This window comes from Pseudomonas sp. GW822-FHT05A08, from assembly GCF_058800485.1.
In genome coordinates this window covers 4180664-4205898 of the sequence record NZ_CM179511.1, presented here as the reverse complement: position 1 = coordinate 4205898, position 25235 = coordinate 4180664, and the positions used below count along the sequence as shown (strand labels likewise).

Here is a 25235-nt window from a genome sequence, read left to right as displayed (position 1 = left end):
GCTTGTCAGCCTTCCATCCAGACATCTTCGTAGCCTTGGTTGTCGATGATGAACTTGGCGCCAGCGGGCAGGCAAAGGTAATTCATCACCTGTGGCAGCATTTCACTGAGATGCTCAGTGTGAACCGCTTGATAAAAATCACCAGCGTTCGAATGTTCTCCGCAGTGAATAAACCAACTGATATTCCCCCCCTCCGGCAGCGAAATGCGTGCGCCATAAATAGGTGACTTGCCCAGAGTGGCAATCGCGATGGCGACCATTTCGTCTGGAGGAAGTACGGGTAGTCCGTATTTTTTACAGATGTCTTTCTGGTGGAAAGCCTTATTCAGCGCCTGACGGCGGCCAGATCATCGACAGCGCACGCTGACACCCGGCCCTGTGCTGTCGGTTGGGTTAACGCCCACCACCGCTCACGCCGCCACGTTCGCTGCCATGAAAGGCTTGCGCGTGGCGGCGCGGGCGGCCAGTACCGCCAGCACGGCGGCCACCGCCAGCAGTGCCGCGCTCAGTTCGAAGGTCGCCCGATAACCGCTCAGGTCGAAGGCCAGGCCGCCCACCGTAGCGCCCGCGGCAATCGCCAGCTGGACGATCGCCACCATCAGTCCGCCGCCGGCTTCCGCATCGTCCGGCAGCGCCCGGGTCAGCCAGGTCCACCAGGCGACCGGAGCGGCGGTCGCCACCAGGCCCCAGAGGCCCAGCAAGACCGTGGTGACCGACACCGAGGCGCCAAACGCCACCAGGGCCATGGCGATCGCCGCCATCATCAGCGGGATGATGATCAGCGTGCGATACAGGGCGTTTTTCAGGAAGGCTTCGATCAGGAAGGTGCCCGCCAGGCCGGCCAGGCCGATCACCAGCAACATCAGCGACAGGGTGGTGACACTGACCTGGGTGACCGTCTCCAGGAAGGGCCGCAGGTAGGTGAACAGCATGAACTGGCCCATGAAAAACAGGCTGACCGCGAGCATGCCCAGGGCCACCGGCATTCTTTTCATCAGGCTGAAGACATTGCCGGTGCCGGCGGCCGGCTGCGCTTTCAGCGACGGCAGGCTGGCCAGCAGCCAGACGGCGGCGAGGGCGGCCACCGGCACCACGCAGAAGAACGCCCCGCGCCAGCCGATCAGGGAACCCAGGAAGCTGCCCAGGGGCGCCGCGATCACGGTCGCCAGGGCGTTTCCGCCATTGACGATGGCCAGGGCGCGCGGCACCTGGTCTTCGGGTACCAGGCGCATGGCCGTGGCCGCCGACAACGACCAGAAACCGCCGATGGCCACGCCGATCAGCGCGCGGCCGGCCATGAAGGTCAAGTAGTCCGGGGCGAACGCCACCACGGTTCCGGAGACGATCATCAGCAGGGTCAGGGACAGCAGCAGCCGCTTGCGCTCGACCCGGGCCGCCACCGAGGCGATCGCCAGGCTGGTGAACAGGGCAAACAGCCCGGAGACGGAAATGCCCTGGCCAGCTTGCCCCTCGCTGACCTGCAGATCGGCCGCGATCGGAGTCAGCAGGCTGACCGGCATGAACTCGGAGGCCACCAGGGCAAAGGCGGCGAGGGCCATGGCCAGCACGGCGCCCCAGGTGTGTCGGGGGGCGGGCGACTCGGCGTGAGAAGTAGCGGTCATGGCGACAGGTTTCCTGTGTGACTGGAAGCGTCCGTGCTGACCGCCGGGCGTTGCCGGCCGGGCCTTGCGGACGCTTCGATGCATAAATGGGTGCACGCCGCCGGTGGAAGACCGGGCAGGCGCGTGAATGGCGATCGGGGCCGGCCCGGTGCTGGAGCGGCTCCGGTCGCGGCAGAAGGAAAACGCGACACCGGATTCGGTGCCGCGAAGCGAAGGGTGCCCAAGCCGGGCACCCAACGGACTACCAGAGGTTGTTCTGCATGAGCGGGATCAGGCGCTTGCCGCGCTCAGCCCGCCAGGGTGGCGTTGTCGATGACGAAGCGGTACTTGACGTCGCCCTTGAGCATGCGTTCGTAGGACTCATTGATCTGGTCCGCACGCACCAGCTCGATGTCGGCGACGATGCCGTGCTCGGCACAGAAATCGAGCATCTCCTGGGTCTCGGCAATGCCGCCGATCATCGAGCCGGCGAGGGTCCGGCGTTTCATGATCAGGTTGAACACATTGGGCGAGGTATGCGGGGTCGCCGGGGCGCCCACCAGGGTCATGCCGCCGTCGCGCTTGAGCAGCACCAGGAAGGCGTCGAGATCGTGGGGCGCGGCCACGGTATTGAGGATCAGGTCGAAGCTCTTGGCGTGGGCGGCCATTTCCTCGGCATTGCGCGACACCACCACTTCGTCGGCGCCCAGCTGGCGAGCGGCCTCGCGCTTGGAGTCGGAGGTGGTGAAGGCCACCACGTGCGCGCCCAGGGCATGGGCCAGCTTGATGCCCATGTGGCCCAGGCCACCGATGCCGACCACGCCGACTTTCTTGCCAGGGCCGACCTTCCAGTGGCGCAGCGGCGAATAGGTGGTGATGCCCGCGCACAGCAGCGGCGCGACGGCGGCCAATTGCTCCTCGGGGTGGCGGATGCGCAGCACGTAGCGTTCGTGGACCACGATCTGTTGCGAGTAGCCGCCCAGGGTCCAGCCCGGGGCGTCCGGCGTCGGGAAGTTGTAAGTGCCGATCATGCCGTCGCAGTAGTTCTCCAGGCCGTCCTCGCAGTCGGCGCAGTGCTTGCAGCTGTCGACGATGCAGCCGATGCCGACCAGATCGCCCGGGCGGAAATCGTGCACATGGGCACCGACCGCCGCGACCCGGCCGACGATCTCGTGGCCGGGCACGCAGGGAAACTGCGTGCCGTGCCACTCGGCGCGCACCTGGTGCAGGTCCGAGTGGCAGATGCCGCAGAAGGCGATGTCGATCTGCACGTCATGGGCACCGGGGGCGCGGCGGGTGATCTGCAGTGGTTCCAGAGGTTGGTCGCCCGCATGGGCGCCATAGGCGTTGACTAACATTGCACACTCCATCCAGCGTTACGTTGGACGGTCATTTTCCCGGGCAGGCGCAGGCGGCCAGTAGTGCATTTCGCTGGAATTCTTGCCTGATTCTCTGGACTTTGGTTTTTTTGGTAGGACCGTCACCGGGGCCGGGTTAACGTCTGGCAAGGAGGGTCCATACCGACATGACACGCCCACATGACACCCGCGCCCAGGCGCCCCAGGAAACCCTCGCGCGCCTCATTGGCGCCTGGATCAAAGACTCGGGAGACTGCTCGACACCCATCCCCGGCCTTGGCTTCTTTCGCCGCGACATCCCTTCGCCGCCCTCTGTGTGCATGGTCGAGCCGAGCATCATCCTCGTCGCCCAAGGGGCGAAACAGCTGTGGGTCGGCGGCGAAGCCTACCCGTACGACCCCTCGCGCTTTCTCGTGACCTCACTGGACCTGCCGGCCAATTCCGAGGTGACGGCGGCCAACCTGGAACAACCCTGCCTGGGGCTGGGCTTCAAGCTCGACCCGCGCATGCTGGCGGAGCTGGTCGCCCAGGGCGGGCTGCTGCAACCTCGCGATCGAGGCACAGGCAAGGGCGTGGGCATTGGCACCGCGACGCCGGCCATGCTGGCCTCGTTCGTGCGCCTGCTGGAGTTGCTGGACGAGCCCGAAGCCATCCCGGTGCTGGCGCCGCTGATCCAGCGCGAGATCCACTACCGCTTGCTGCTGAGCGACCAGTCGGCGCGGCTGCGGCAGATCGCCTCCGTCGACGGCCAGGGCCACCGCATCGCCAGGGCCATCGACTGGCTGAAACTGAATTACACCGCGCAACTGCGGGTCGACGAACTCGCCGCCCGGGTACAGATGAGCACGCCGACCTTTCACCACCACTTCCGCCAACTCACCGCCATGAGCCCGTTGCAGTACCAGAAATGGCTACGCCTGACCGAAGCCAGGCGCCTGATGATGAACGAACATCTGGACGTCTCTAGCGCCGCCTTCAAGGTCGGCTACGAAAGCCCCTCGCAGTTCAGCCGCGAGTACAGCCGGCTGTTTGGCGCAGCACCCAGGCGGGATATTGCGCAGTTGCGGGGGGTGTAGGGGAGGGGGCGAGTGGGAGGTGCTGGGGCTTGCGGGCATTTGATTTGGGAAAGATGTGCGATTGCGGCTAGGGCTTTTTTTGTCAGCTTCATAGAGGCGAGATAAGGGGTTGTGTGATTGGTAGGGCGATGCAAACGAAAGGGGGTAAAGGCTGTGCAAGACACCCTCGGTTGAACGTCTGCGGTTTCTAGAGACCGCGATACCGACGCAGCTATGCTATTCGTGAAGGGCAACAATCGGCCAGAAGCAGCCACTCGGCCCACGGCACCAAACGGTCCATTGAGCTCAAAGGTGAGGATGAAAATCTCGGTTGAGAAGGCTAATTAGCTCGGCGATCAGACACTGGCTGCTTGAAAGCACATTACTACCCCGCATTGAGAAGGCATACTGCCACTCTGAGAAACTGCTTAGATGGTTAGATGGAATCTGAAAGACAGTTCAATAGAGGTCAAGGAAGGTAGAAATGAAGCTATTGAAATCGGTACTTGCACTGCTCAAAAACACTTCGATTTTTAAAATGCTGGCACGTCGATTTCAAACTGAACGACCTCTTCGCAACGAATTTTTTGATTTAGCCCCTATCGATGCTGCTGATCAAGATGGTCTCTATCAAGCGGCGCTTGAGTTTGCCATGCGCAATTCAGCGGTGCGAAACGTCGCCATCACAGGTCCTTATGGGTCAGGCAAGACCAGTGTCATCAAGACCTTCGAAAAAAACTCTTCATACCGCTTTCTGAATGTTTCCCTAGCGACATTCAGTGATCCCAACGCGTTGAACGCTCAAGATCAAGATCCGGAAAAGGATGTAACTGTAAGGGTCGAACGCAGCATCCTCCAACAAATGTTGTACGGTGCCGGTGCCGGAACCTTACCGTATTCACGATTCAAAAGAATTTCCAGGCCCCGATGGATTGAACTCAACGCCATCCTATTTGTAGGCTGGGCAGTGGCCATCGGTTTACTGTACAAGAATCATGATGAGTTACTAAAAGCGCTCAGCTCTGGCACGTTAGGTTGGCCTTGGATTTTTACTGTTGCCTATACCTTATTATACTTGGCAAGGTTGATCTCAAAAGCTTTGAGGGCTTCACACTCAATATCGGTAAAGAAGTTGTCTCTGCAAAGTGGTGCGGTGGAGTTGGACGGAATACCTGAGAGTTCAATACTTAATAAACATCTTGACGAAATCATCTATTTCTTCGAAGAAAATGATTATGATTTGGTGGTTTTTGAGGATCTGGATCGATTCGGAAACCCCGAGATATTTATAAAGCTACGGGAAATAAATAAAATAATAAATGATCGACCACAGCGGTCGTTCTTGTTTTCTTCTTTCAGGAGAAGTCAGCCGCTGAAGTTTTTTTACGCAATCAAAGATGATATTTTTTTCAATAAGGATAGGGCTAAATTTTTCGACTTTATCGTTCCTATTATCCCGGTAATCAATAATTCCAACTCCCGTGAGATTCTTAAAAAATGCATTCATGCGGCGGGGTATGCTGAGGATGTAAGTGACAGATTTATTGGGGAAGTTGCGCTGTATCTAGATGATATGCGTCTAATTAAAAACATAAGCAACGAATTTTTTATCTATGAGAAAAAAGTTGGATCGAGCAAGCTGAATTTCAGCAAGCTTCTAGCAGCGATTATTTACAAAAATGCTTATCCCAAAGACTTCGAAAATCTACACCATGGAAACGGTGCGCTGTTCGAAATTGTCCAGCAGCGAACATGCATCTTGACCCAGTCAGCAAAGAAAATAGATAGTGAAATTGAATCTTTGAGGAGCCTCATTGCAGACTCTGAAGAAGAAAATTGCAAAGACGTCATAGAGCTGATTAAGATATTTTGGGGGCACTTGTGTAGCGCTTTCACTGAATATGACATTGCTAGTGTCTATGCGGGGGATACCATCTTTACGGCCCAGCAAATACTTGAATGGAATAACTTTGAGCAACTTTTCAAAGAGGCGAATTTAGCCATCCACGGTAAGACCAGGAATAATTATTACAATAACGAGCAAAAAATCCATCTGTCGTTGTCGTTTAGAGCGCTTGAAGAAACTATTACACCTGGCATCACCTTTGTCGAGCGATACAAAAACATCATCAATAAGGCTGTCAAAAGCAGGATCGAGATCAACTTAAAAATCGAAAAGCTGAAAGAGGAGAGATCTTCTCTGGCTCGACAGCCGCTATATCATCTTCTGAGCTTGGTAGAGTTTCAGATAGGTAATGTAACAGAGCTACACCAGATTATAGATAGTCGCCTACTTAATTACTTAATTCGAAACGGCTATCTTGACGAGACGTATCACCTCTATATATCCATTTTTCACGAAGGTCGGATGTCCCGTAACGATTGGGATTTCATCCTGGCAATCCGCGACTTCAGGACATCTGATCCAACACTGATGATCGATAACCCATCAGAAGTTATAGAAGAGCTTCGCGAAGAAGACTTTGGTTCAGGAACCACTTTAAACGTCAATCTCATTGATTACCAACTCGACGGAGCTCCGGATTCACCAAGGATGCAGTTAATCATCAACTACTTGTCGAAGCACCTGCCGGAAACCAGCCAATTCTTCGAGGCGTACTGGCTCATCGGCAAGCACTCGTCGTTGTTGACTCAGGCCATAGCTACACATTGGCCAGATTACGGAGTAGGGTCTATCGACACGACCCTTGCAACACAGCACATCGCGCGAATCATTGCCCACCTCGATCCGTCTTATATCTCTAGCCAAATGAATGCTGATTTGGCGTTAACCAACTACATCTCCGCACAAGCTGCAGTGATATTCTCTGAGAACTTGGTTTTCGAACAAGGGTTCGAGGTACTTTGGTTGCTGGGAGTAAAAGTTGAGCAACTCAGCGATATTTCGAACCTCATCGAACTTTTTGAATATGCTCATCAAAAAGATCTTTATCGACTGTCTGTAGGTAATGTCAGATTTTTGCTGACTCATGCTTTCGCACCAACTGCTGAATACAAAGAGAGCACTACTCGCTTCGACCCTGAAAAATCAAATTATACTGCGATCAGCACTTTCGGGAGCGCCTGTTTAAAGGCTTATATTGACAGAGAGATCAATACGTATTTGCGTGATGTTGCATGCGCAATAGAAGGAAATGTACAAGAGTCTCCCCAGGCGATACTTAACTTGGTCAATCACCCAAAAGTTGATGAAAGCCTAGCAATTCAGTTTATATTACAGCAAGACCACGTTTTTTCGACCTTCGATGGCTTACCGACCTATCTGTGGGACGACCTTGTGTATGACGAGCACATTGCCATGACGTGGGTCAATATCCTATGCTTCCACGCTGTTGAGGGACTCAACGAAGACCGACTCAATGAAGTTCTTAATCGTGAAAATGTCTTTCAACCACTTTCTGAAAAGAAAATCCCACAATTAAGTGATGCTTCCGAGCAAGCCAAAAATTTGAGCAGGTTCATAATTTCCAATACAGTGCTGAGCGATACAAGTTATCGACACCTTTGTAAAAGCATCCCCTTTCAGTATGTGAGCTTTCCAAGCGATCTTCCTGAAGAACGGCTATTGGTTTTGGCTGATTTGCTCATTGTCCGCCTTAATGAAAAATCTTTTGCGATGACCGAGGCTTCAACAGTACTCAGAAAGACTCTAATCATCAAGAACTTCGAAACTTATAAGAACGGAGTAAAACAGTATCCTCTAAGCCCCGAAATTAAAGGACTGCTTCTGGCATCCGCTCTCCCGTTAGACCAAAAGTGTTATTTATTAAGTAATTTGACCGTGGATGAACTCAATTCGGACGCATCGCTCGTCCAGTGTGCCGGGCAAGTACTTGGGCGAGAAGATCTCAATGAGAGAGCAGTCGAACTCTCATTAATCTCCCATTGTCTCACCTATGTCAAAGAAAAATCTAAACGCAAAGATATCCTTTATAACTTTATTGATATATTGCCCGTCGAAGAAATTCTTGGCGTATTGTCAGGCTTGGATTATCCTTATTCGGATTTGTCACAGCGTAAAAAACGACCCAAACTGGAAGGAACCGAACGAAATAGACGCTTTGCAGAGTCTTTAAATAGTAGAAATATCATTTCATCTATAAAGGATGAAGGCTCATTCATTAGGTTGAACACTTATCGGTAAGTTCCTTCTGATCTGCTATTCCAAATAGGATTATAGCGTCATTGTTAACGACGCTCCCCTTTGGCCCGGTAACAGGCAAAGCTTTCTATTATAATTTGTCGTTCAGAAGTCTCCCTGTCGCATCGATAGGCTGACCAAGTTGGCGAAATCAACGAGATGTATTGCGCTTTGTAGTCAGACTTCAATCTAAACAAGGCAATCTCCGATTTTGGCCGATTTTAACCTGTCACGAACGACTGCAATTGGTCGATTCCAGACTGTCGCGCCGGGCAGCAGCCTCTGCTTGCCATCGTTGTGCAGCAGGACCAGGTACTCCTGGCCGCTGTCGAGGATGTCGCGAATCGTCCAAGAGGAGATGTACCTGACCACGCAATCTTGTGCTTATATCGCCCGTCTCGAAAAAGGCCAGGAACATCAGGATGAAGACCCAACGGCTGCCAGCGATGCCGCGCTCATGAAAACACTGTTGATCGCAACCGCCCTGACGCTGCTGGCGGTGTTCTATGTCGGCTACTACCAGGCGCTCGAGGATGGCGATATAGAGACGATCGTGTTTATAAAGCAGCATCCGACGCTTCAAATGAAGTTCTACAACCTGCACGCCAACGATGGCGAGATCAGGAGAGTCGAGCGCCTCACCGAGCAGGAGCGACGCTGGATCATCGACTACTGCCGCTACCGGCTGGGCATCGACACTGCCTTGACCCTTCAGGACGATGTGGAAACCTGTGGGAAAAAATAGCCATGGATTGAACGCCCGGAATGCTCCGCCGGCCACCACCTAAACCCCACCATACCGATACACCGTCGCACTCCAATAGCGGCTGCCGCCAGGTGTCTGGCGAACCCATCCCTGTGCCTCCAGTTGCCTGGCGATCAGTCGGTTCATGAAGCCATGGCCGAGCGTTCGAGGCATCGTTCTGGTGGCCAGTACGAAACCGCAGCAATGCAAGGCGAGACCAGCGGCTTTGGGGCGCGACGGTCACGCCATCGGCAACAAGTCAGTCTTCGGCCATGGCACGGGCGTGTCTTGCACCCTGGGTTTCAAACCAGTCGCGGTCGCGGTACCACGCCACGGTGTCGCTAATCGTCAGCTCCAGTGCCCGGAAATTCAGGCCCAGTTCTTGTTCGCTCTTGTGGTGGTTGAAACGGCTGCGGTCCTTCTCCCGTACCAACAGGCGCAAGGTGGCCAGGCTCAGCAGGATGGGCTTGCCGGTCAGGCGCGCGTAGACCTCCTGCACCGCCGCCAGGGTGTAGAGAAGGGGCAGCGGCACGTAGCGAGCAGGGGGCTTGACCCCGGCGATACGCCCAAGCACAGGCATCAGCTCGGCCATGGTCATATGCCGGCCCGCCGCCAGATAACGTTCACCGCTGCGCCCGTGCCTGGCCGCGGCAATCTGCGCCAAGGCCACATCGCGGGCATCGACGACGGAAAAGCTGCCGGGGATCAGCCCGGGCAACTTGCCGTGCAGGACATCGTTGACCAACTGCCCCGAGGATGTGGGGCCCAGGTCGCCAGGGCCCCACATCCAGCCCGGCAGGACCATGCAGGCCTGCATCTCGGGATGGGCCTCGAGGAACGCCAGCACGGCACGGTCGGTGAGGATCTTGCTGCGGTAGTAGCCATCCGCGTTGGTGTCGGCGCGCAGGCAGGTCTCATCGATGGAGCTGCCAGGCGCGCCGTCGAGCACGGCGATCGAGGACGTATGGATGAGCCGGCGGATACCGGCGCGGTAGGCCTGGTCGAGCAGTTCCCGGGTGCCGATGACATTGATCTTTTCCAGTTCCTGCCAGTGGCTGCCGCCCTTGTAGTTGTCGCGAAAGAACGCCGCGGTGTGAAACACCGTATCGCAGCCTCGCAGGGCCGCGGCGAAGGCCTCGACATCGCCCATGTCGCCAACGACCAGTTCCACGCCCGACAGGTTCTTGAACTGCTGTTCACCCTTGGCCCTCGAGCGCACCAGGGCCTTGACCGCGCAGCCACGCGCGAGCAATTCACGCACCAGGTTGTTGCCCAGCAAACCGGTGGCGCCAGTCACGAATGCACGACGCATGGCTCAACCCTCACTCGGTTCGGCTGACGGCATCAACACCGCGCTGTCGAAGAACACCTCTTGATGGATGGCCAATCCGTCCTTGAAGGTGAAGTGTGCGGCGTAGTGCACGGCAATAAAGCGTCCATGGGGCGCAAGCACCCGGTCCGGCAGCACCAGGGGCGCTGCAAAGGTGCCGCTCAGCATGGCCGTTAGCGCCAGGCGATCGGCCCCAACGGCGAACGGGTTGAAGATCACGTGGGCATCGGGGAAGGCTTCGAACAACGCGGTTTCTCGTTGGCGCATGGCCTCGCGGCCCACTTGTATTCCCATGCCATCGAGGTAGGTGAAGTCTTCGCTCACCAGCGCCAGCAGCGCCTCCACATCACGGCGATTGAAGGCATTGGCGGCGTGTTGCGCATAGTCGTTGGGGCCAATCGGCATACAGTCCATTCCAGTCGTTTCCAGGGCCTGTAGATATACCGTCGAGCCCCCTCTCGAAAAACAGCGACTCCTGCATAATGGCTTTGCATATATGCAAATCGGGGAGCAGATGAAACATGGTGTCGGAAGCGAATTGGGACGATCTTCGCCTGCTGTTGGCCGTCTCGCGGCGTGGCAGCTTTCTGCAAGCGGGCCAGTTGCTGGGGATCGCGGCGTCTACCGTGTCCCGTCGGTTGACCCAGCTTGAGGAGGCCCTGGGCGAGCCGCTCGTCGAGCGCGGTGTCGAAGGATGCCGGTTGACCTCGCGGGGCCAGTCCCTGGTGGAAGTCGCCCAGGCGGCGGAAGCGGGCTTGAGGCGGCAAACCGTGACCGGCATGTCCGCGCTGGACAGCGAGCTGTCGGGCAGTGTGCTGGTCAGTGCGGGAGAGGGCTTTGCGTCGTGCGTGCTGGAAGCTGCGAGTCGCTTCACCGCGCTTCACCCGCGTTGCACAGTGGAATTGCTGGTAGCCGCCGACTTTCACAAGATCGTGCGCGGCGTGGCCGACATCGCGGTGCGCACTGCGCACCTGGGCGAGCCGTCATTGATTTATCGACCCATGGGCCGGCTCGCCTACGGGGTCTTCGCCGCTGCGGATTATCTGCGGCGGTTTCCACAGGTGACGCCGGCCACGGCCGTCAATATCGGCCTGCTGCCGCCGCTGGACATGTTGCCGCAAGTGCGCGCGGCCAAGGCCGCCGGCCTGGAGCGCGCGCAGATCAGCGTGAACTCGTTCGCCCTGCAGCTGGACGCGGTGAGGCGTGGCCTGGGGGTGGCAGTACTGCCACGTGTTCTGGCGCAGGACCTGATCGGCTTGTTCCCGCAGATCCAGATTCCCGATATGGAGGTCTACCTGGTGACCCGGCCACAGGCATTGAAGCAGGCTCATATCAGCTGTTTCTTTGCCATTCTGCAGCAGGTGTTGCTCGACGCCCTTGCCCTGGAAACGGTTGAAAGTGACGCCTTGGGGGCGAGGGCTGAGGGGTGAAGCGACCCCCGGTTTTCCTGTGTGTTATGCATGATCGGCAGAGCGCGGTCAGAAGCAGGCACTCGGAAACTCAACCCTGCACCAGATAGGCTCCGGACGGAACCCGATCGCGCAGCTTCTTGCATTTGCCGGGTTTGGGCTGATGCCCCGGCGGGCGATCGGGAAACCAGATTCGACATTTACCAGGAGGCGGCCGATGGCCGCGGGGAATTTCAACCTCGTCGTACCTGGGGGCTGGCTCGGCGGAAGTCATTCGCAGTTGCCCTTCGGGGCTTGGCCTGCCATCCGTCGGCCAGTCTGCTGCGCTCTGCGCCGCTTCGCGGGTGAAGTTCTCAGTGCGGCGCTCAGTGTCTGGAGTGGGCTGCTCAGCCGCGACAGTTTCTGCTGCACGGCGCCTTTTAACCTCTTCTTCCAGGCCCTCCCGTACGGCAACCAGACGCTCGTCGGCGTTGGGTGGGTTATTCGACGCCAGGGCCTTCTGCGCCGCCTGGATCAATTGGAGGTTGCGATTGCGTAACGCGACGTTGTGACCCACCCGCATATTGGAGCGCGTCGCCAGCGCTTCTGCCTGCTGATACTGCCCCTGCTGGAGACGCAACACTCCGAGGTAATGCAGCGTCGCGGGATTGTTCGGCTGGATATGCAATGCACGCTCCAGCGTGGCGGCGGCCCGGTCCAACTGGCCATCTGCATACTGCTGCGAGGCGGATTCAATCAGGGTTGTTGAAGCGTTGTTACTTTGCTGAGAGGCTTTGCGCTCGGCCGCAACCGAACAATGCGACGCGGCTGCGCAGAGCGCCAGGATCAGACCCGGCAGAAAACTCTTGGTTGGCATCAGGGGGCAGACTCGGTTGATCATCGACGGCACTGGCGTAAAACAGGCCTTCAGCGCTGCTCGGCCGGGGTTTGTTCACTATCCCGTCATGACCGATGAAGGGGCTGCTATCGACCTGGCCCGTACCCTGAAGTTCCTGCAGGAACGGCCAACAGGTGGGCAAGTCCTTGCAGTTATCCATGAAAAAAAGCAGAGGTGTGTATGCCGCCATTCAAAATGCGCGAGCTAAGCCGTACCGATACGCAAGCGCTGCTGGCGTTCGAAACCCGGAACCGTGAGTGGTTCGAATCCCATATCGAGGCGCGCGCCCCGGCCTTTTATTCGTTGCAGGGCGTCGCCGAGCATATCGAGGGCTATCTGGCCGCTTTCGCGGCCGGCACCTGGCATCCCTTGGTGATCGAGGATTGCAGCGCAAACATCATCGGTCGCGCCAACCTGAAAAACATCGATACCGCGCAGCGCTCCGCCGAAGTCGGCTATCGGATTGCCCAAAGCGCCTGCGGCCAGGGGCTTGCGACACAGGCGCTGCGGCAACTGATCGAGCAAGCGCGGACGCGCTGGCAGCTGACGCAGCTGGTGGCTTATGTCTACCCGGAAAATCTCGGCTCGACCAAGGTCGTGGAACGCTGCGGGTTCCTGCCGGAGCAGCCCGCAGAAGACGGCAAGGAGGGAGCCGAGCGCCGGTTCGTTCTCCCGATCTAGATAAGGGTTGTGGCCCTTTACCGCACTCGCGACTCTGACTGCTGGCCTGTAACCGCTACATCGCATCAGTCAGCCGGATAGCGCTTACCCGCGCCGCTCGGCCACCAACAGCAACGACTGCGGCACCGGGCTTTGTGGGTGCTGCGGTTCCTGCAGGCTGGCGAGCTGGAAGCCGGCCATGTCCAGGGCGTTGAGCCAGCTGGACAGGGTGCGGAAGTACCACGGCATGGGTTGCCACTGGCCCTTGAACCCGGCGAAGGTCTCTTCGCGCCAGCCATCCTGATAGTCGCCGGCCGCGGCGCTCCAGGGATGCAGGGTCTGGATCGCCAGCGCGCCGCCCGGGGCGAGCAGGGCGTGCATGGCGGCCAGCAGCGGGATGATGTCCTGGTGCAGCAGGGCGAAGTTGGCGCAGATCAGCTCGTAGTCACGGCCGATGTCTACTTGCGCTTCCGCCAGCGCTGCATAGCTGGCCACATGCACCGTTGCCGAGCCCGCCGCCCGCGCCGCCTCCACCAGGGCCGCATCGCCATCCACCCCGACCGCCTCGACGCCCCGTTGCGCCAGGGCGCGCAACAGCCAGCCCTCGCCGCAACCCAGATCGAGCACGCGCTCGGGCTGGCGGCCCAGCACCGCCAGCAGGATCGCCTGGTCGGTGACCTCGACGCGGCTTTGAATGGCGCCGCCGCGGATGGCGTCGATCCAGGCCTGGGCGTTGTACTGCCAGCTGTGCAGCAGGGTGGATTCGGCAGTGGGCATGTCGGTGTCCAGCGTCAGTGGTGGGGGGCTACGGAGTCGCTAGCGCTGACGTTAGCAGGCGGGGCGCCCGGGTCCAATACGTCGTTCGCCGCTCAGGCGCTTTCTAGAGGATGCGCATCCGGTCCTCGTCGGGCGATTTGTTGCGACTGGTGATCAGGCTCAGCAGCACCGAAGCCAGAATGATCCCGCCGACAGTGGCCAGCGACCATTCCACCGGCATGTGCAGCCAGGGCATCAGCGTCATCTTGCTGCCGATGAACACCAGCACGATCGCCAGGCCGTACTTGAGCAGGTGGAAGCGCTCGGCCATGTCGGCCAGCAGGAAGTACAGGGCGCGCAGGCCCATGATCGCGAAGATGTTCGAGGTGAACACAATGAACGGGTCGGTGGTGATGGCGAAGATCGCCGGGATGCTGTCGACCGCGAACATCAGGTCGCTGGCCTCGATCAGCACCAGCACCAGGAACATCGGCGTGGCCCAGCGCCGACCGTCCTGCTTGACGAAAAAACGCTCGTCATGAAAGCCGCTGGTGATCCGCAGATGGTCCTGTATCCAGCGCAACAGGGGGTTCCTGGCGAGGTCGGGCTGCCGATGGGCGAACAGCAGCATCTTGATCCCGGTGATGATCAGGAACACACCGAACGCATACAGCAGCCACGCGAACTGCGACACCAGCCACACGCCGGCGAAAATCATCGCCCCGCGCATCACGATCGCCCCGAGCACACCGTACAGCAACACCCGGCGTTGCAACTCCGGCGGCACGGCAAAGTAGCCGAAGATCATCACGAAGATGAACATGTTGTCGATCGACAGCGATTGCTCGATCAGATAGCCGGTAAGGAATTCCAGGGTCTTGCGTTGGGCGATCTCAGGCCCGAACTCGCCCTGCAGATACCACCAGAGCAATCCCGCGAAGGCCAGCGCCAGCGTGGACCAGGCAATCACCCAGCACGACGCTTCGCGTACCGATACGCGATGGGCCTTGCGCCCGCCGAGGACAAACAGGTCCAGGGCCAGCATGGCCAGAACGAAGATGATGAAGGCGAACCACATCCAGGGTTCGCCGATGTGCAGGGACTGCATGCCGTTCTCCCGGTCCGGGCGTGTGCTGAAGCCACGGTTCATGCTAGTGGGGAGATCGCGCGGAAGAAAAATCGATTATTCCTCACCCATGGTTCGTTATTTACGAAGTGTCGCTGAAGGTTCTCCCGCGAGGTTCATTCGGTCAGCAAAAAAAGATCACTCCAGCCCGACGTTGTGGTGACCTGAGGGGACACGGGAAAATCGGGCCCAGCTCGGTGGGTTTTTGCCTCAGTGAGTGCCCGCCGCCTTGTTCAAGTCGCTTTCGGCCCATTCGGTATAGAAGCAGGCGTCGGTTGCTAGCTGTTGCTGTCCAGCGTTCTTCAGAACAATCTGAATCTCCATTCCCACGTTTTTTGCAAGACCAAGATCGTGCATTGTGGCAGCTCGAATCAGTGGCGCTTTCAAGGGGTGATTGAGTGGATGGCATGAAGTTCGTTAAATCTTTTCCTGTTTTGCTTGGCTTGGGCATGGCACTGGGAAGCATGAACGCCTGGGGGCTGCCGAACGACAGTGAGCAACTCATTCGAGTTCAGGCCGACCGCAGTCAAATTGATAACAGGCAAGGTTTTGCGACTTATACCGGCAACGTCATCATTACCCAGGGTTCGATGAAGATCACCGGCGACACTGTGACTGTCACCATGAAAAAGGGCAGCCACAACGAGGTCGATGTCGTCACCTCCGTGGGCAACCTGGCCTATTTCGAACAATTGCAAAAAGCTACAGACCCTGAACCGGTCCAGGCATATGCCGTGACCATTCAATATCTGACCCAGCAGAATCGCATCATTCTGATCGACAGAGCCAAAGTAATCAGCGCAGGCAATACCACCTTGGGTGAGAAAATTGTCTACGACACCGTCAAGCAGATTGCCAGTGTTGGTCGCGCCACCGGTAGCAAGATCACCGAGTCGCGCCCTCGGACCGACATGGTCATCCAGCCGAAAAAGAAAAATGAGATGCAAAGGGCCCAGTAATGGGCACTGACAAGATCCGCCGCATCGAGGGACTGCCCCCTTCAGGCGATGTGGCTCATAACCATAGTTGGAAACGCGAAAGTTTCGGTGCTGTCGTTTCGTTCTCTAAAACAACAAAGAAATGGACTTGCCCATGATCAAAAAGGCGTTGTTCCTATCGTTTGCCAGTAGTCTTGGTCCTGGGTCCGCGCTCAAGCGATCGCAACTTCCTCTCCCTGTTCCAGCTTTATAGTCTTCGGCGATAGCCTCAGCAGTTCCGGGCAGATTGCTGACCCCGGCGGTCGCGCGGAGACTTCATTATTTCCATGTGCAAGATTCACTAATTGATCATGGAGAATGAAGCTGATTTTTAGGAAATATCTTATATCGACTGTCGAAGCTTCTATGTAGCGTTGCCGCACAAGTCGTTCAATTCCTGAGGAGTATTTCTTGTTCCGCATTTGTGGGCTCAGTGCCTGGACTGTAGGGCTTACGGCGGCCGGCAGCATGTTCTCCCCGTACTCGGTCGCCGCCCTTTCCGATGTCTGCCTTCCTTTAGGTTCCGCTGTTATCAGTGTTCCTTTTTCCAGCTCGCTGGTTGTGCAACGGGACGTCCCGGTTGGCGGCGTACTGGCGTCCGTGGAGGTCAAGACCCCTATTCGATGTAATAACCGCTTCTTTCCAACCGGGAGCTATGCCCAATACTTCAAGTCGTCTTCCAATGCGGCGGTTGGGGTCAGTCGTGGGGCATTCAGGACGAGCAACAGTGGGATCGGATTGAGGTGGAACCTGTCGTCGCCCCTGGGAAACTATGCGTTCAGCAGTACCGATCTCAACAGCACCAGTCCCATGACTGGCGTCGCCTTTCCCTATCTGGGAGGGGACAAATATTACTCGCTCCAACACACCTTCGAGTTGATCAAGCTGGGGGATGTGGCGGGGGGGAGTTTTCGATTTCCAGACTTCTCCGTGATGAGCAGCCCTGACTCTGTCCTGGGTGGCCTGTATGACAAGAAGCTCAACACCTTCACTTTTCCCCTGGTCAATGTGGCGGTGTCGTCCTGCTTCGTGATGGAGAACAGCATCCTGGTGAAGATGGGCAGGGTGGATGCCAACAGCTTTCGCGGCCCGGGCAGCATGACGCAGGAAAAGAACTTCTCCATCGACCTGCGCTGCGATGCGGGAGCCAGGGTCAACCTGACCCTGGATAATACCTATCAGGTCGGTGGCTACCCGGGGACCATCAGGTTGGCCTCTTCGGCGCAGTCGGCGACAGGGGTCGGCATCCAGGTGCTCAATGCTTCCACGGCAAACCACACGCCAATGCTCCTGGGGCAGCCGCAGATGATGGGGCTGGCCAGCGGCGGGATCAATTCGTTGAAGCTGGCGGCCCGGTACATCCAGGTTGCCAATCAGGTTTCCAGTGGCAAGGCCGACGGTACGCTGACCTTCGTCCTCAGCTACCTTTGACGGCTGGGCTGCCGATTGCGGTTCCTGCGTGCCGAGCCATCCTCAACCCGCCGCGAATGCTTGCCGCCCTCCAGGCGTCCGCAGCGGCGGGGCTGTCCAGGGCCGGACAGCGCGCTGCGCCATAACGGCATAAGCCAGCACCTTTGATTATTGGACAGGCCAAGTTCGCCCGGTCGATGCTGCGGGGCCGCTTGACCCAGGAGCCGTCACAAGGAGCTTGCCATGCCTGCGCAACGCCAACTCAAGCTGGGCGCCTTCATGCGTCCGGTCAGCATCCACACCGGCGCCTGGCGCTACCCGGGCGCCTATCGCGATGCCAACTTCAACTTCGCCCACCTCAAGCGTTTCGCCCAGACCCTGGAGCGGGCGCGTTTCGATGCGTTTTTCATGGCCGACCACCTGGCCTTGCTCAACATGCCCATCGACGCCTTGAAGCGCAGCCATACCGCCACCTCGTTCGAACCCTTCACCCTGTTGTCCGCCCTTAGCCAGGCGACCGAACGTATCGGCCTGGTGGCGACGGCCTCGACCACCTACGACGAGCCATTCCATATCGCCCGGCGCTTCGCCTCCCTCGATCATTTGAGCAACGGTCGCGCCGGCTGGAACATCGTCACCACCGCCAACCCCGACGCCGCGCTGAACTTCGGCCTGGAGCAGGCCTTTGCCCACGACCAGCGTTATGCCCGGGCGCGGGAGTTCTATGAGGTGGTCACCGGGCTCTGGGACAGCTGGGCGGACGACGCCTTCGTGCGCGATGCCGACAGCGGGGTGTATTTCGACCCGGACAAGCTGCACCGCCTCGACCATGCCGGCCGCCACCTGAACGTGCGCGGACCGCTGCACATCGCGCGCCCGGTGCAGGGCTGGCCGGTGATTGTGCAGGCCGGCGCGTCGGAGCCCGGGCGCCAGCTGGCCGCGGAAACGGCGGAGGTGATTTTTGTCGCTCCCGGCACGCTGGAGGAGGGCCGGGCGTTCTATGCCGATATCAAGCGGCGCATGCTCGCCGTCGGCCGCGACCCCGAACACCTGAAGATCCTGCCCGGGGCCTTTGTGGTGGTCGGCGACACCCAGGAGGAAGCACGGCGGATTCGCGCGCACCTCGACAGCCTGGTGCACTACGAGAGCGCGATTGCCTCGCTGTCCATCGCCCTGGGCACGGACGCAACGCAGTTCGATCCGGACGCTTTCCTGCCGCCGATTCCCGAGACCAACGCCAGCCAGAGCGCCCGCGAGCGGGTATTGGCCCTGGCCGATCGCGAACAGCTGACGGTCCGCCAGCTGGCCCAGCGCCTCGGTGGATACGCCGGCCTGTCGTTTGTCGGCACCGCCCGGAGCATCGCCGACGACATGCAGCAATGGCTGGAGACGCGCGGCAGCGACGGTTTCAACATCATGTTTTCCTGGCTGCCGGGCGGCCTCGACGACTTCGTCGCCAAGGTGATTCCCGAATTGCAGGGGCGGGGGATTTTCCGTCGCGAATACGAGGGCGCCACCTTGCGTGAAAACCTCGGGCTGCCACGTCCGGCGAACCGGTTTTTTGCCTAGGCGAGCGATTGCGCGGGTTAGCCGTCAGGGCGGTTCCGCATCGCGATCAAGGACAGCCAGCCCCAAGGTCGAAGGGGAGGGTTGTCGCTCCAACGCGGCTGGAGCCGCGGCCACAGGTATTTGTTGCAAGCCGCGATGGCGTACATGACAATGCGAGTCATTATCAGTCGCGAATTATTCCATCGTCATGCCCGCCAACGACTTGTCCTTACGCAGTGCTGTCAACGATCTGTATTGTGACCATCACGGTTGGCTCCAGGGCTGGCTGCGCAAGCGCCTGGGCAACGCCTTCGATGCCGCGGACCTGGCCCAGGACACCTTCGTCCGGGTGATCAAGGCCCGCTCCGCGCTGGACATCCGCGAGCCGCGCTCGTACCTGTCGATGATTGCCAAGGGCCTGCTGATCGACCTGTTTCGTCGGCGTTCGCTGGAGCAGGCCTACCTCGACGTGCTGGCCGCCATGCCCGAGGCCCTGCAGCCGTCGCCGGAGGAACAGGCGATCCTGTTCCAGGCGCTGATGGAGATCGACCGTCTGCTGCAAGGGTTGGGGCCGCGGGTCAAGCAGACCTTTATCCTGTCGCAGTTCAGTGGCCTGACCTACCCGCAAATCGCCGAGCAGCTGGGCGTCAGCGTGCGCACGGTGAACAACCACATGGCCAAGGCCATGGAGCATTGCTGTCTGATGCAGATCCAGTTGCAACTCCCATGAGCCTGCCCGCCGAAGAAATGAAAGCCATCGGCGTCGCGGCGCGCTGGTATGCCCGCCTGCATTCCGGCACCGCGACCGACGCCGACCGGGCCGCCTGGGACAGCTGGCTGGCGGCCGATCCACTGAATCGCCAGGCCTGGCAGAGAATGGCCGCCGTGGCCGAGCAGATGGCCAGCGTGCCGGGCGCCCTGGCGGCGCCGACCTTGAGCCAGGCCGGCAATAGTTCCCGACGCCAGGTGCTGCGCAGCGCCTTGCTGCTGACCTGCGCCGGTTCCCTGGGCTGGCTGGGCTGGCGCAGCCAGGCCGCGCAGAACCTGATGTGCGACTACCGCACCCGGGTGGGCGAGCGCCGCGAATTGCGCCTGGCGGACGGCAGCAGCCTGCTGCTCAACACCGACACCTCGGTCAACCTGCGTTTCGATGGGCGCCAGCGGGTGCTGGAGCTGCTGTGGGGCGAGATCCTGGTGAGCACCGCGCCTGATCCATTGCAGCGGCCCTTCAAGGTGGTCACCCGCCACGCCGAGGTGCTGGCGCTGGGCACGCGTTTTATCGTGCGCAGCCAGGCCGGGGGCGGCGAGGTGGCGGTGCTGGAAAAGGCGGTGGAGGTCAGCGTGCCGGGCGGCGGTCCGGCGATGCGCGTCGAGGCCGGCAAGCGGCTGGCGTTCGACGAGCGCAGCCTGGGCACGCCACGGGGCAACGACGTTTCGGTGGGCGCCTGGCAGCAGGGCAGCATCATCGCCATCGACCGGCCGTTGGCGGCGCTGCTCAATGACCTGTCGCGCTATCGCCCCGGCGTGCTGCGCTGGGACCCGGCCATCGGCGACCTGAAAGTCTCCGGGGTCTTTCCCATCGATGACACCGACCTCGCCCTGGCGGCGCTGGAGAGTGGGTTTGCCTTGCGCGTGACCCGCTACAGCCGTTTCTGGGTCCAGGTCGCCCGGGCCGATTCGCGCTGAACAGGTGCCTTGGATAAAAAATTCTGCGGCGCCTGCACTTTTCGAGCGCACCGTTCGGCTCATCCCTCAGTGAGTTGTTATTGACCGTTTTGGGGGAGGGAGCATGTCTCGGGTGAACGCGCCAGGTCGTCTGGCGAACGCAGTGAAAGTCGCTTTGCTGGCAACCACCATGGCCAGCGCCTGTTCGGTGAATGCCGACCCGGCCACAGGGGCCGCGGCGCAGCAGAGCCAGGTCCGCGCCTACGACATCGGCGCCGGCAGCCTGGTGGATGTGCTGACCCGTTTTTCCAGCGCCGCCGGGGCGGCGATTTCCTTTGATGCGCAGCAAACCCAGGGCCGGCAATCGCCCGGGCTCAAGGGCCAGTTCGGGGTCGACGAAGGTTTCGCGCGGATTCTGCGCGGCAGCGGCCTGCGCGCCGAGCCCCAGGCCAACGGCAGCTATGTGCTGCGCGCGGTGCCGGTGCTCGGCTCGGCGCTGGAACTGGGCGCCACCAACATCGACGGCCAATTGCTGGGGGCAACCACCGAGGGCAGCGGCTCCTACACCACCGGGGCGGTGACCATCGGCAAGGGCCAGCACTCGCTGCGCGAGACCCCGCAATCGGTGACGGTGATGACCCGCAAGATGCTCGACGACCAGAACCTGCACAGCATCGACCAGGTCATGGAAAAGACCCCGGGCATCACCGTCTACGACTCGACCATGGGCGGCAAGTATTTCTACTCCCGCGGCTTTCGCATGTCGGGCCAGTATCAGTACGACGGTGTGCCGCTGGACATGGGCAACCAGTATGTCCAGGCCGACAGCTTCAGCGGCGACATGGCCTATTACGACCGGGTGGAAATCCTCCGTGGCGCCGCCGGGATGATGAAAGGTGCGGGCGGCACCGCCGGCGGGGTGAACTTCGTGCGCAAGCGCGGCCAGAGCACGCCGCAGACCGAAGTCACCTTGTCCGGCGGCAGTTGGGACAACTACCGCGGCCAGGTCGACACCGGCGGCCCGCTCAACGAATCCGGCACCCTGCGTGGCCGCGCGGTGGTGGCCGAGCAGAGCCGGCGTTACTTCATCGACGACGCCAGTCGCAAGGACCAGGTGTATTACGGTGCGCTCGACTTCGACCTGAGCCCCGACACCACCCTCGGCCTGGGCATCGCCTATGAAGATGTCGACGCCAACCCGTGCTGGGGCGGCCTGCCGCGCTACAAGGATGGCAGCGACCTGAAGCTCGGCCGCTCGACCTGCCTCGACCCGTCCTGGAACACCTGGCGCAGTAAGCGCACCACGGTGTTCGGCGACCTCAAGCACCAGCTCAACGACGACTGGGCGCTGAAGGTCGCCGGCGTCTACACCAAGAACACCCAGGACATCAAATACGCCTTCGCTTCCGGCGCGGTGACCCCCGGCGTCGACACCACCGGCATGCTCGGCAGCCTGTACGACTACGACCAGGTCGATTACGGCCTCGATGCCTACCTGGATGGCAAATTCACCGCGTTCGGCCTGCAGCATGAGCTGGTGGTGGGGGTCAACGGCAGTCGCGCGGACAAGGACGATTTCTTCTCGGTGGCCTTCCTGCCGCAGCAGCAGAACGTGTTCAACCCGGACCGGCATATCCCGAAACCGGACGACAGTTACTTCATCGAGAACTCGACCCGCGGTGGCCCGGTGAAGACCGTCACCGAACAGCGTGGCCTGTATTCGACCCTGCGGCTCAAGCTGGCGGAACCCCTGACCTTCGTCGTCGGCGGCCGGGTCAGCTGGTACCGCTCGAAAAGCGATTCGGTGTTCCTCAACTCGGGCACTTCGGAGCACGCCAGAAGCACCGAGACCGGCCAGGTCACGCCCTTTGCCGGTCTGTTGCTGGACCTCAACGACAACCTGACCGCCTATGCCAGCTACGCGGAGATCTTCACGCCCCAGGGCAACTACCGCTCGCAAAGCGGCTCGGCGCTCAAGCCGCTGGTGGGGGAAAGTTACGAGCTGGGGATCAAGGGCGAATGGTTCGACGGGCGCCTGAACAGCGCCTTCAACCTGTTCCAGACCGTGCAGAAGGACCAGGCGCAGACCGACTACAACTCCAGCTGCGCGTCATCGGACGGCTACTGCTACCTGAACTCCGGCAAGGTCCGCGCCCAGGGCTTCGAAGCCGAAATCAGCGGCGAGGTCATCGAGCGCCTGCAACTGCTGGCCGGCTACACCTATACCCAGACCAAGACCCTGGACGACATCGACAGCGGGCTCAATGGCGCCGCATTCAACAGCTATGTGCCGCGCCATATGCTGCGCCTGTGGGGCGACTATGCCCTCGATGGCGCGTTCGAGCGCTTCAGCATCGGTGCCGGGGTCAACGCGCAAAGCGATAACTTCCGGGTCTCGCCGGCCACCAGCGAAAAAATCACCCAGGCCGGCTACGCGGTGTGGAACGGCCGTATCGGCTACCGCATCGACGACACCTGGTCGCTGGCGCTCAACGGCAACAACCTGTTCGACAAGCGCTACTACTCCACCATCGGCATCGAAAGCTTCGGCAACTACTACGGCGATCCACGCAACTTCACCATGACCCTCAAGGCGCAGTTCTAAGTCGCTCGGGCAATAAAAAAACGCCACTCCCGGGAGTGGCGTTTTTGTCTGCGGCCGACTCAGCCGATTTCCACCCATCCCCGGGTATTGCCAGCGCCTAGCAGATCAGCGACCGGCTTCACGGCAATCCGGCCATCCACGGTGCCCAGCGCCAGTTGCCCGGCGTGGGCGTCCATGGCGTGGATGAGGGTCGGCAAGCCGTCGATCCGCGCCTTGGCGTTCAGCCGTAGCTGCCCGCTGCGGGCATCGATCAGCATGAGCGTTCCGTCCAGGAAAGCCGCCGCCACCAGGCCGGCTTCGGGCAGGTGGACGATCGCGCTGGGCGAGGCCGGCGTGGGATGCCGCCACCGTTCCTGGCCGCGCTCCAGGTGCCGGCGGTAGATGAAGCCCTGGTACGCATCGCCGACCGAAGGGTTGTAGTGCTGGCCGGCGATGACCACGCTCGCGCCCAGGGTATCCGCCACATAAGCGCCGCGGCATTCCATGGCGTGGCTGGCCCGGGTGCCGTCCTGCTTGAGCAGCGGCCAGAGTCTTTGCACGGTTCCGTCGGGCTGGACGATGCACAGGTACTTGTGTTCGTGGGAACTGGCCGGCGTGCCCTGCAGTGCGAACAGATGGGGCGCGCCGCTGATGCCGATGTAATGGTTGAAGCAGTCGTAGTGGCCGATATCGACGGGCTGCACGTTGTCGCGAGCGGGGTCCAGCAGCAGATCGACGGCCTTCGAACCGGGGCTTCTCAATCGGTTGCGCCGCCCCAGCAGACGGCCGTCGCGGGCAGCCGAAAAGGTGTATTCATCGTCGTATTCCTGTACCAGCACCAGGCCGTTGTCTGTCAGGGCATACAAGCGGGAATCGCGGCGATAGGCCTCGGGGCCGTCCTGCACCAGCACCCCGTGCACATGCACGCCGGCCCCGCGCAGGATCTCGGCGCCGTAGCCTGGACCCGTGTGGTGGGCGAGCAGGGTACCGTCCGTGCCGTAGATGTCCAGCAGGCAGCCGTCGTGGGTGACGCCCAGGCGGTCCGGGCCGAGCCAGGCGATATCGCGGATCGCGCCCCGGCATTCCAGCTCGGGCAGACCCAGCCAATGGGCCAGGCGCATGGCTGGTGGGCGCTGGTCATCCGCGGCAAGGCCCGAGGCAGCGACGGTCGCGGCCGGGTCCAGTTCCAGCACTGGCGGCGTCCTGGTCGCCCAGGTCGCTTCGCTGTCATCGGCCTGCACCAGGAACAGGGTGTCGAGGATCACCGACCAGTCGCTGTCGTCCAGCCCGTCCCATTCTTCGTTCCATGGCCGCACCCAGGCTTCGATCCGCTCGCCGCTGGCGTCGTAGCGGCAGCGCACCACTTCGGGGATATCGGCAAAAGGGCGACGGCTCTGGCCGGTCTGCCAGTTCCACACCGCCAGCTCGCCTTCGAACAGGTAGCCGCCGTCATAGCGGCCGGCGCCGATCACGATGCGGGGCAGGGTGGGGTGGAAACCCACATCGTTGATCGGCAGGCACAGTTCGTCGAAGATGGCGAACGGCACCGGCTCGCCACGCCGGTACAGGCCGAGCCGATAACGCAAGCCGGTGCCGCCATAGGCCGCGCGCGCGGGCGGATTGACCAGCAACGCAAACTCCGAGACCACCGCGGCGATATCCCCCGCCGGGTTGAAGAACTCGCCGGTGATCCTGCCGGTTCCGCGCAAGGTGGGGTCCATGAGGCTGGTCATTGCTGCTCCCTGAGTGGTGGTGTGCTGGCGTTGCCTGCGCATGCTACCCGCAGCCCGCGCGTACGGGAAATCATCACGCCAGTCCTGGCGGTTCGCTGTGGCAATGCCGGCTTTCTTGATTGACGTCAACCGCGCCAGCGGGGCGGGGCGGTAGTCTCGCGGCAACGTGCGAGGCCGGGGCGATTCCGTCTGGTCCGAGCCCATCGCATCCTTAGTCGAAACCACAAGGCTTCTTGTCC

Annotated in this window: 20 protein-coding genes and 1 pseudogene; 11 read left to right on the top strand and 10 right to left on the bottom strand. The window is 60.3% G+C overall.

Going from position 1 to position 25235, the window contains the following annotated elements; genetic code table 11:
• Positions 1–5: 5 nt before the first annotated feature.
• The 3 genes from AC3RCP_RS18995 to AC3RCP_RS18985 all read right to left on the bottom strand — a co-directional run bounded on the left by AC3RCP_RS18995 (position 6) and on the right by AC3RCP_RS18985 (position 2959).
• Positions 6–302: an immunity protein Imm33 domain-containing protein gene (locus AC3RCP_RS18995; protein ID WP_492573223.1), complete on the bottom strand. Its 297-nt coding sequence runs from the start codon at positions 300–302 to the stop codon at positions 6–8.
• A 108-nt stretch (positions 303–410) separates the two neighbouring features.
• On the bottom strand, positions 411–1622 hold the full coding sequence (locus AC3RCP_RS18990; protein ID WP_492571122.1) for an MFS transporter: 1212 nt from the start codon (positions 1620–1622) through the stop codon (positions 411–413).
• Between the two features lie 287 nt (positions 1623–1909).
• On the bottom strand, positions 1910–2959 hold the full coding sequence (locus AC3RCP_RS18985) for an NAD(P)-dependent alcohol dehydrogenase (RefSeq protein WP_492571123.1): 1050 nt from the start codon (positions 2957–2959) through the stop codon (positions 1910–1912).
• A gap of 167 nt (positions 2960–3126) precedes the next feature.
• Here AC3RCP_RS18985 and AC3RCP_RS18980 point away from each other — a divergent pair, with 167 nt between their 5' ends.
• From AC3RCP_RS18980 to AC3RCP_RS18970, 3 genes are all read left to right on the top strand, one after another.
• Positions 3127–4035, top strand: coding sequence for an AraC family transcriptional regulator (locus tag AC3RCP_RS18980; protein WP_492571124.1), 909 nt, complete (start codon positions 3127–3129; stop codon positions 4033–4035).
• Positions 4036–4498: 463 nt separating this feature from the next.
• Complete coding sequence (locus tag AC3RCP_RS18975; protein ID WP_492571125.1) at positions 4499–8179, top strand: YobI family P-loop NTPase; 3681 nt, start codon at positions 4499–4501, stop codon at positions 8177–8179.
• 454 nt (positions 8180–8633) lie between these two features.
• Positions 8634–8921 carry a hypothetical protein gene (locus AC3RCP_RS18970; protein ID WP_087092138.1) on the top strand — a complete coding sequence of 96 codons (288 nt, stop codon included), beginning with the start codon at positions 8634–8636 and terminating at the stop codon, positions 8919–8921.
• 39 nt (positions 8922–8960) lie between these two features.
• Here the strand turns inward: AC3RCP_RS18970 and AC3RCP_RS18965 are convergent.
• The 3 genes and pseudogenes from AC3RCP_RS18965 to AC3RCP_RS18955 form a co-directional block, all read right to left on the bottom strand.
• Positions 8961–9083: pseudogene (locus AC3RCP_RS18965) on the bottom strand (histidine phosphatase family protein); the annotation flags it as partial.
• A gap of 97 nt (positions 9084–9180) precedes the next feature.
• Positions 9181–10233 carry an SDR family oxidoreductase gene (locus tag AC3RCP_RS18960; RefSeq protein ID WP_492571126.1) on the bottom strand — a complete coding sequence of 351 codons (1053 nt, stop codon included), beginning with the start codon at positions 10231–10233 and terminating at the stop codon, positions 9181–9183.
• A gap of 3 nt (positions 10234–10236) precedes the next feature.
• Entirely contained in the window at positions 10237–10656 is a 420-nt protein-coding gene (locus tag AC3RCP_RS18955; RefSeq protein WP_087092136.1) for an ester cyclase, read from the bottom strand.
• Positions 10657–10772: 116 nt separating this feature from the next.
• Here AC3RCP_RS18955 and AC3RCP_RS18950 point away from each other — a divergent pair, with 116 nt between their 5' ends.
• Positions 10773–11681: a LysR family transcriptional regulator gene (locus AC3RCP_RS18950; protein ID WP_492571127.1), complete on the top strand. Its 909-nt coding sequence runs from the start codon at positions 10773–10775 to the stop codon at positions 11679–11681.
• Positions 11682–11751: 70 nt separating this feature from the next.
• On the opposite strand, the gene AC3RCP_RS18945 is transcribed toward AC3RCP_RS18950, so the two are convergent.
• Entirely contained in the window at positions 11752–12516 is a 765-nt protein-coding gene (locus AC3RCP_RS18945; RefSeq protein WP_492571128.1) for a tetratricopeptide repeat protein, read from the bottom strand.
• Positions 12517–12717: 201 nt separating this feature from the next.
• On the opposite strand from AC3RCP_RS18945, the gene AC3RCP_RS18940 reads away from it, so the two are divergent.
• A complete protein-coding gene (locus AC3RCP_RS18940; protein WP_492571129.1) occupies positions 12718–13218 on the top strand; it encodes a GNAT family N-acetyltransferase in 501 nt (166 codons plus the stop codon).
• Positions 13219–13302: 84 nt separating this feature from the next.
• Here the strand turns inward: AC3RCP_RS18940 and AC3RCP_RS18935 are convergent, their stop codons facing one another.
• Positions 13303–13974 carry a class I SAM-dependent methyltransferase gene (locus AC3RCP_RS18935; RefSeq protein WP_101338286.1) on the bottom strand — a complete coding sequence of 224 codons (672 nt, stop codon included), beginning with the start codon at positions 13972–13974 and terminating at the stop codon, positions 13303–13305.
• Between the two features lie 103 nt (positions 13975–14077).
• A complete protein-coding gene (locus tag AC3RCP_RS18930; RefSeq protein ID WP_007923428.1) occupies positions 14078–15061 on the bottom strand; it encodes a TerC family protein in 984 nt (327 codons plus the stop codon).
• Between the two features lie 425 nt (positions 15062–15486).
• On the opposite strand from AC3RCP_RS18930, the gene lptA reads away from it, so the two are divergent.
• The 6 genes from lptA to AC3RCP_RS18900 all read left to right on the top strand — a co-directional run bounded on the left by lptA (position 15487) and on the right by AC3RCP_RS18900 (position 23284).
• Positions 15487–16038 (top strand): lipopolysaccharide transport periplasmic protein LptA, encoded by a 552-nt coding sequence (gene lptA / locus AC3RCP_RS18925; RefSeq protein ID WP_101338284.1) that lies wholly within the window; start codon positions 15487–15489, stop codon positions 16036–16038.
• 486 nt (positions 16039–16524) lie between these two features.
• On the top strand, positions 16525–17487 hold the full coding sequence (locus tag AC3RCP_RS18920; RefSeq protein WP_492571130.1) for a fimbrial protein: 963 nt from the start codon (positions 16525–16527) through the stop codon (positions 17485–17487).
• A 222-nt stretch (positions 17488–17709) separates the two neighbouring features.
• Positions 17710–19035 carry an LLM class flavin-dependent oxidoreductase gene (locus tag AC3RCP_RS18915; protein WP_492571131.1) on the top strand — a complete coding sequence of 442 codons (1326 nt, stop codon included), beginning with the start codon at positions 17710–17712 and terminating at the stop codon, positions 19033–19035.
• A 187-nt stretch (positions 19036–19222) separates the two neighbouring features.
• Positions 19223–19744 carry a sigma-70 family RNA polymerase sigma factor gene (locus AC3RCP_RS18910; RefSeq protein ID WP_007923435.1) on the top strand — a complete coding sequence of 174 codons (522 nt, stop codon included), beginning with the start codon at positions 19223–19225 and terminating at the stop codon, positions 19742–19744.
• The gene (locus AC3RCP_RS18905; protein WP_492571132.1) at positions 19741–20700 is read left to right on the top strand and encodes a FecR domain-containing protein; all 960 of its coding nucleotides are present in this window, start codon (positions 19741–19743) and stop codon (positions 20698–20700) included. Before AC3RCP_RS18910 ends, AC3RCP_RS18905 begins: the two co-directional genes overlap by 4 nt.
• 103 nt (positions 20701–20803) lie before the next feature.
• Positions 20804–23284, top strand: a complete 2481-nt coding sequence (locus tag AC3RCP_RS18900) for a TonB-dependent siderophore receptor (protein ID WP_492571133.1) — start codon at positions 20804–20806, stop codon at positions 23282–23284.
• 59 nt (positions 23285–23343) lie between these two features.
• Here AC3RCP_RS18900 and AC3RCP_RS18895 read toward each other — a convergent pair whose 3' ends face one another.
• A complete protein-coding gene (locus tag AC3RCP_RS18895; protein WP_492571134.1) occupies positions 23344–24996 on the bottom strand; it encodes a hypothetical protein in 1653 nt (550 codons plus the stop codon).
• Between the last annotated feature and the right edge of the window lie 239 nt (positions 24997–25235).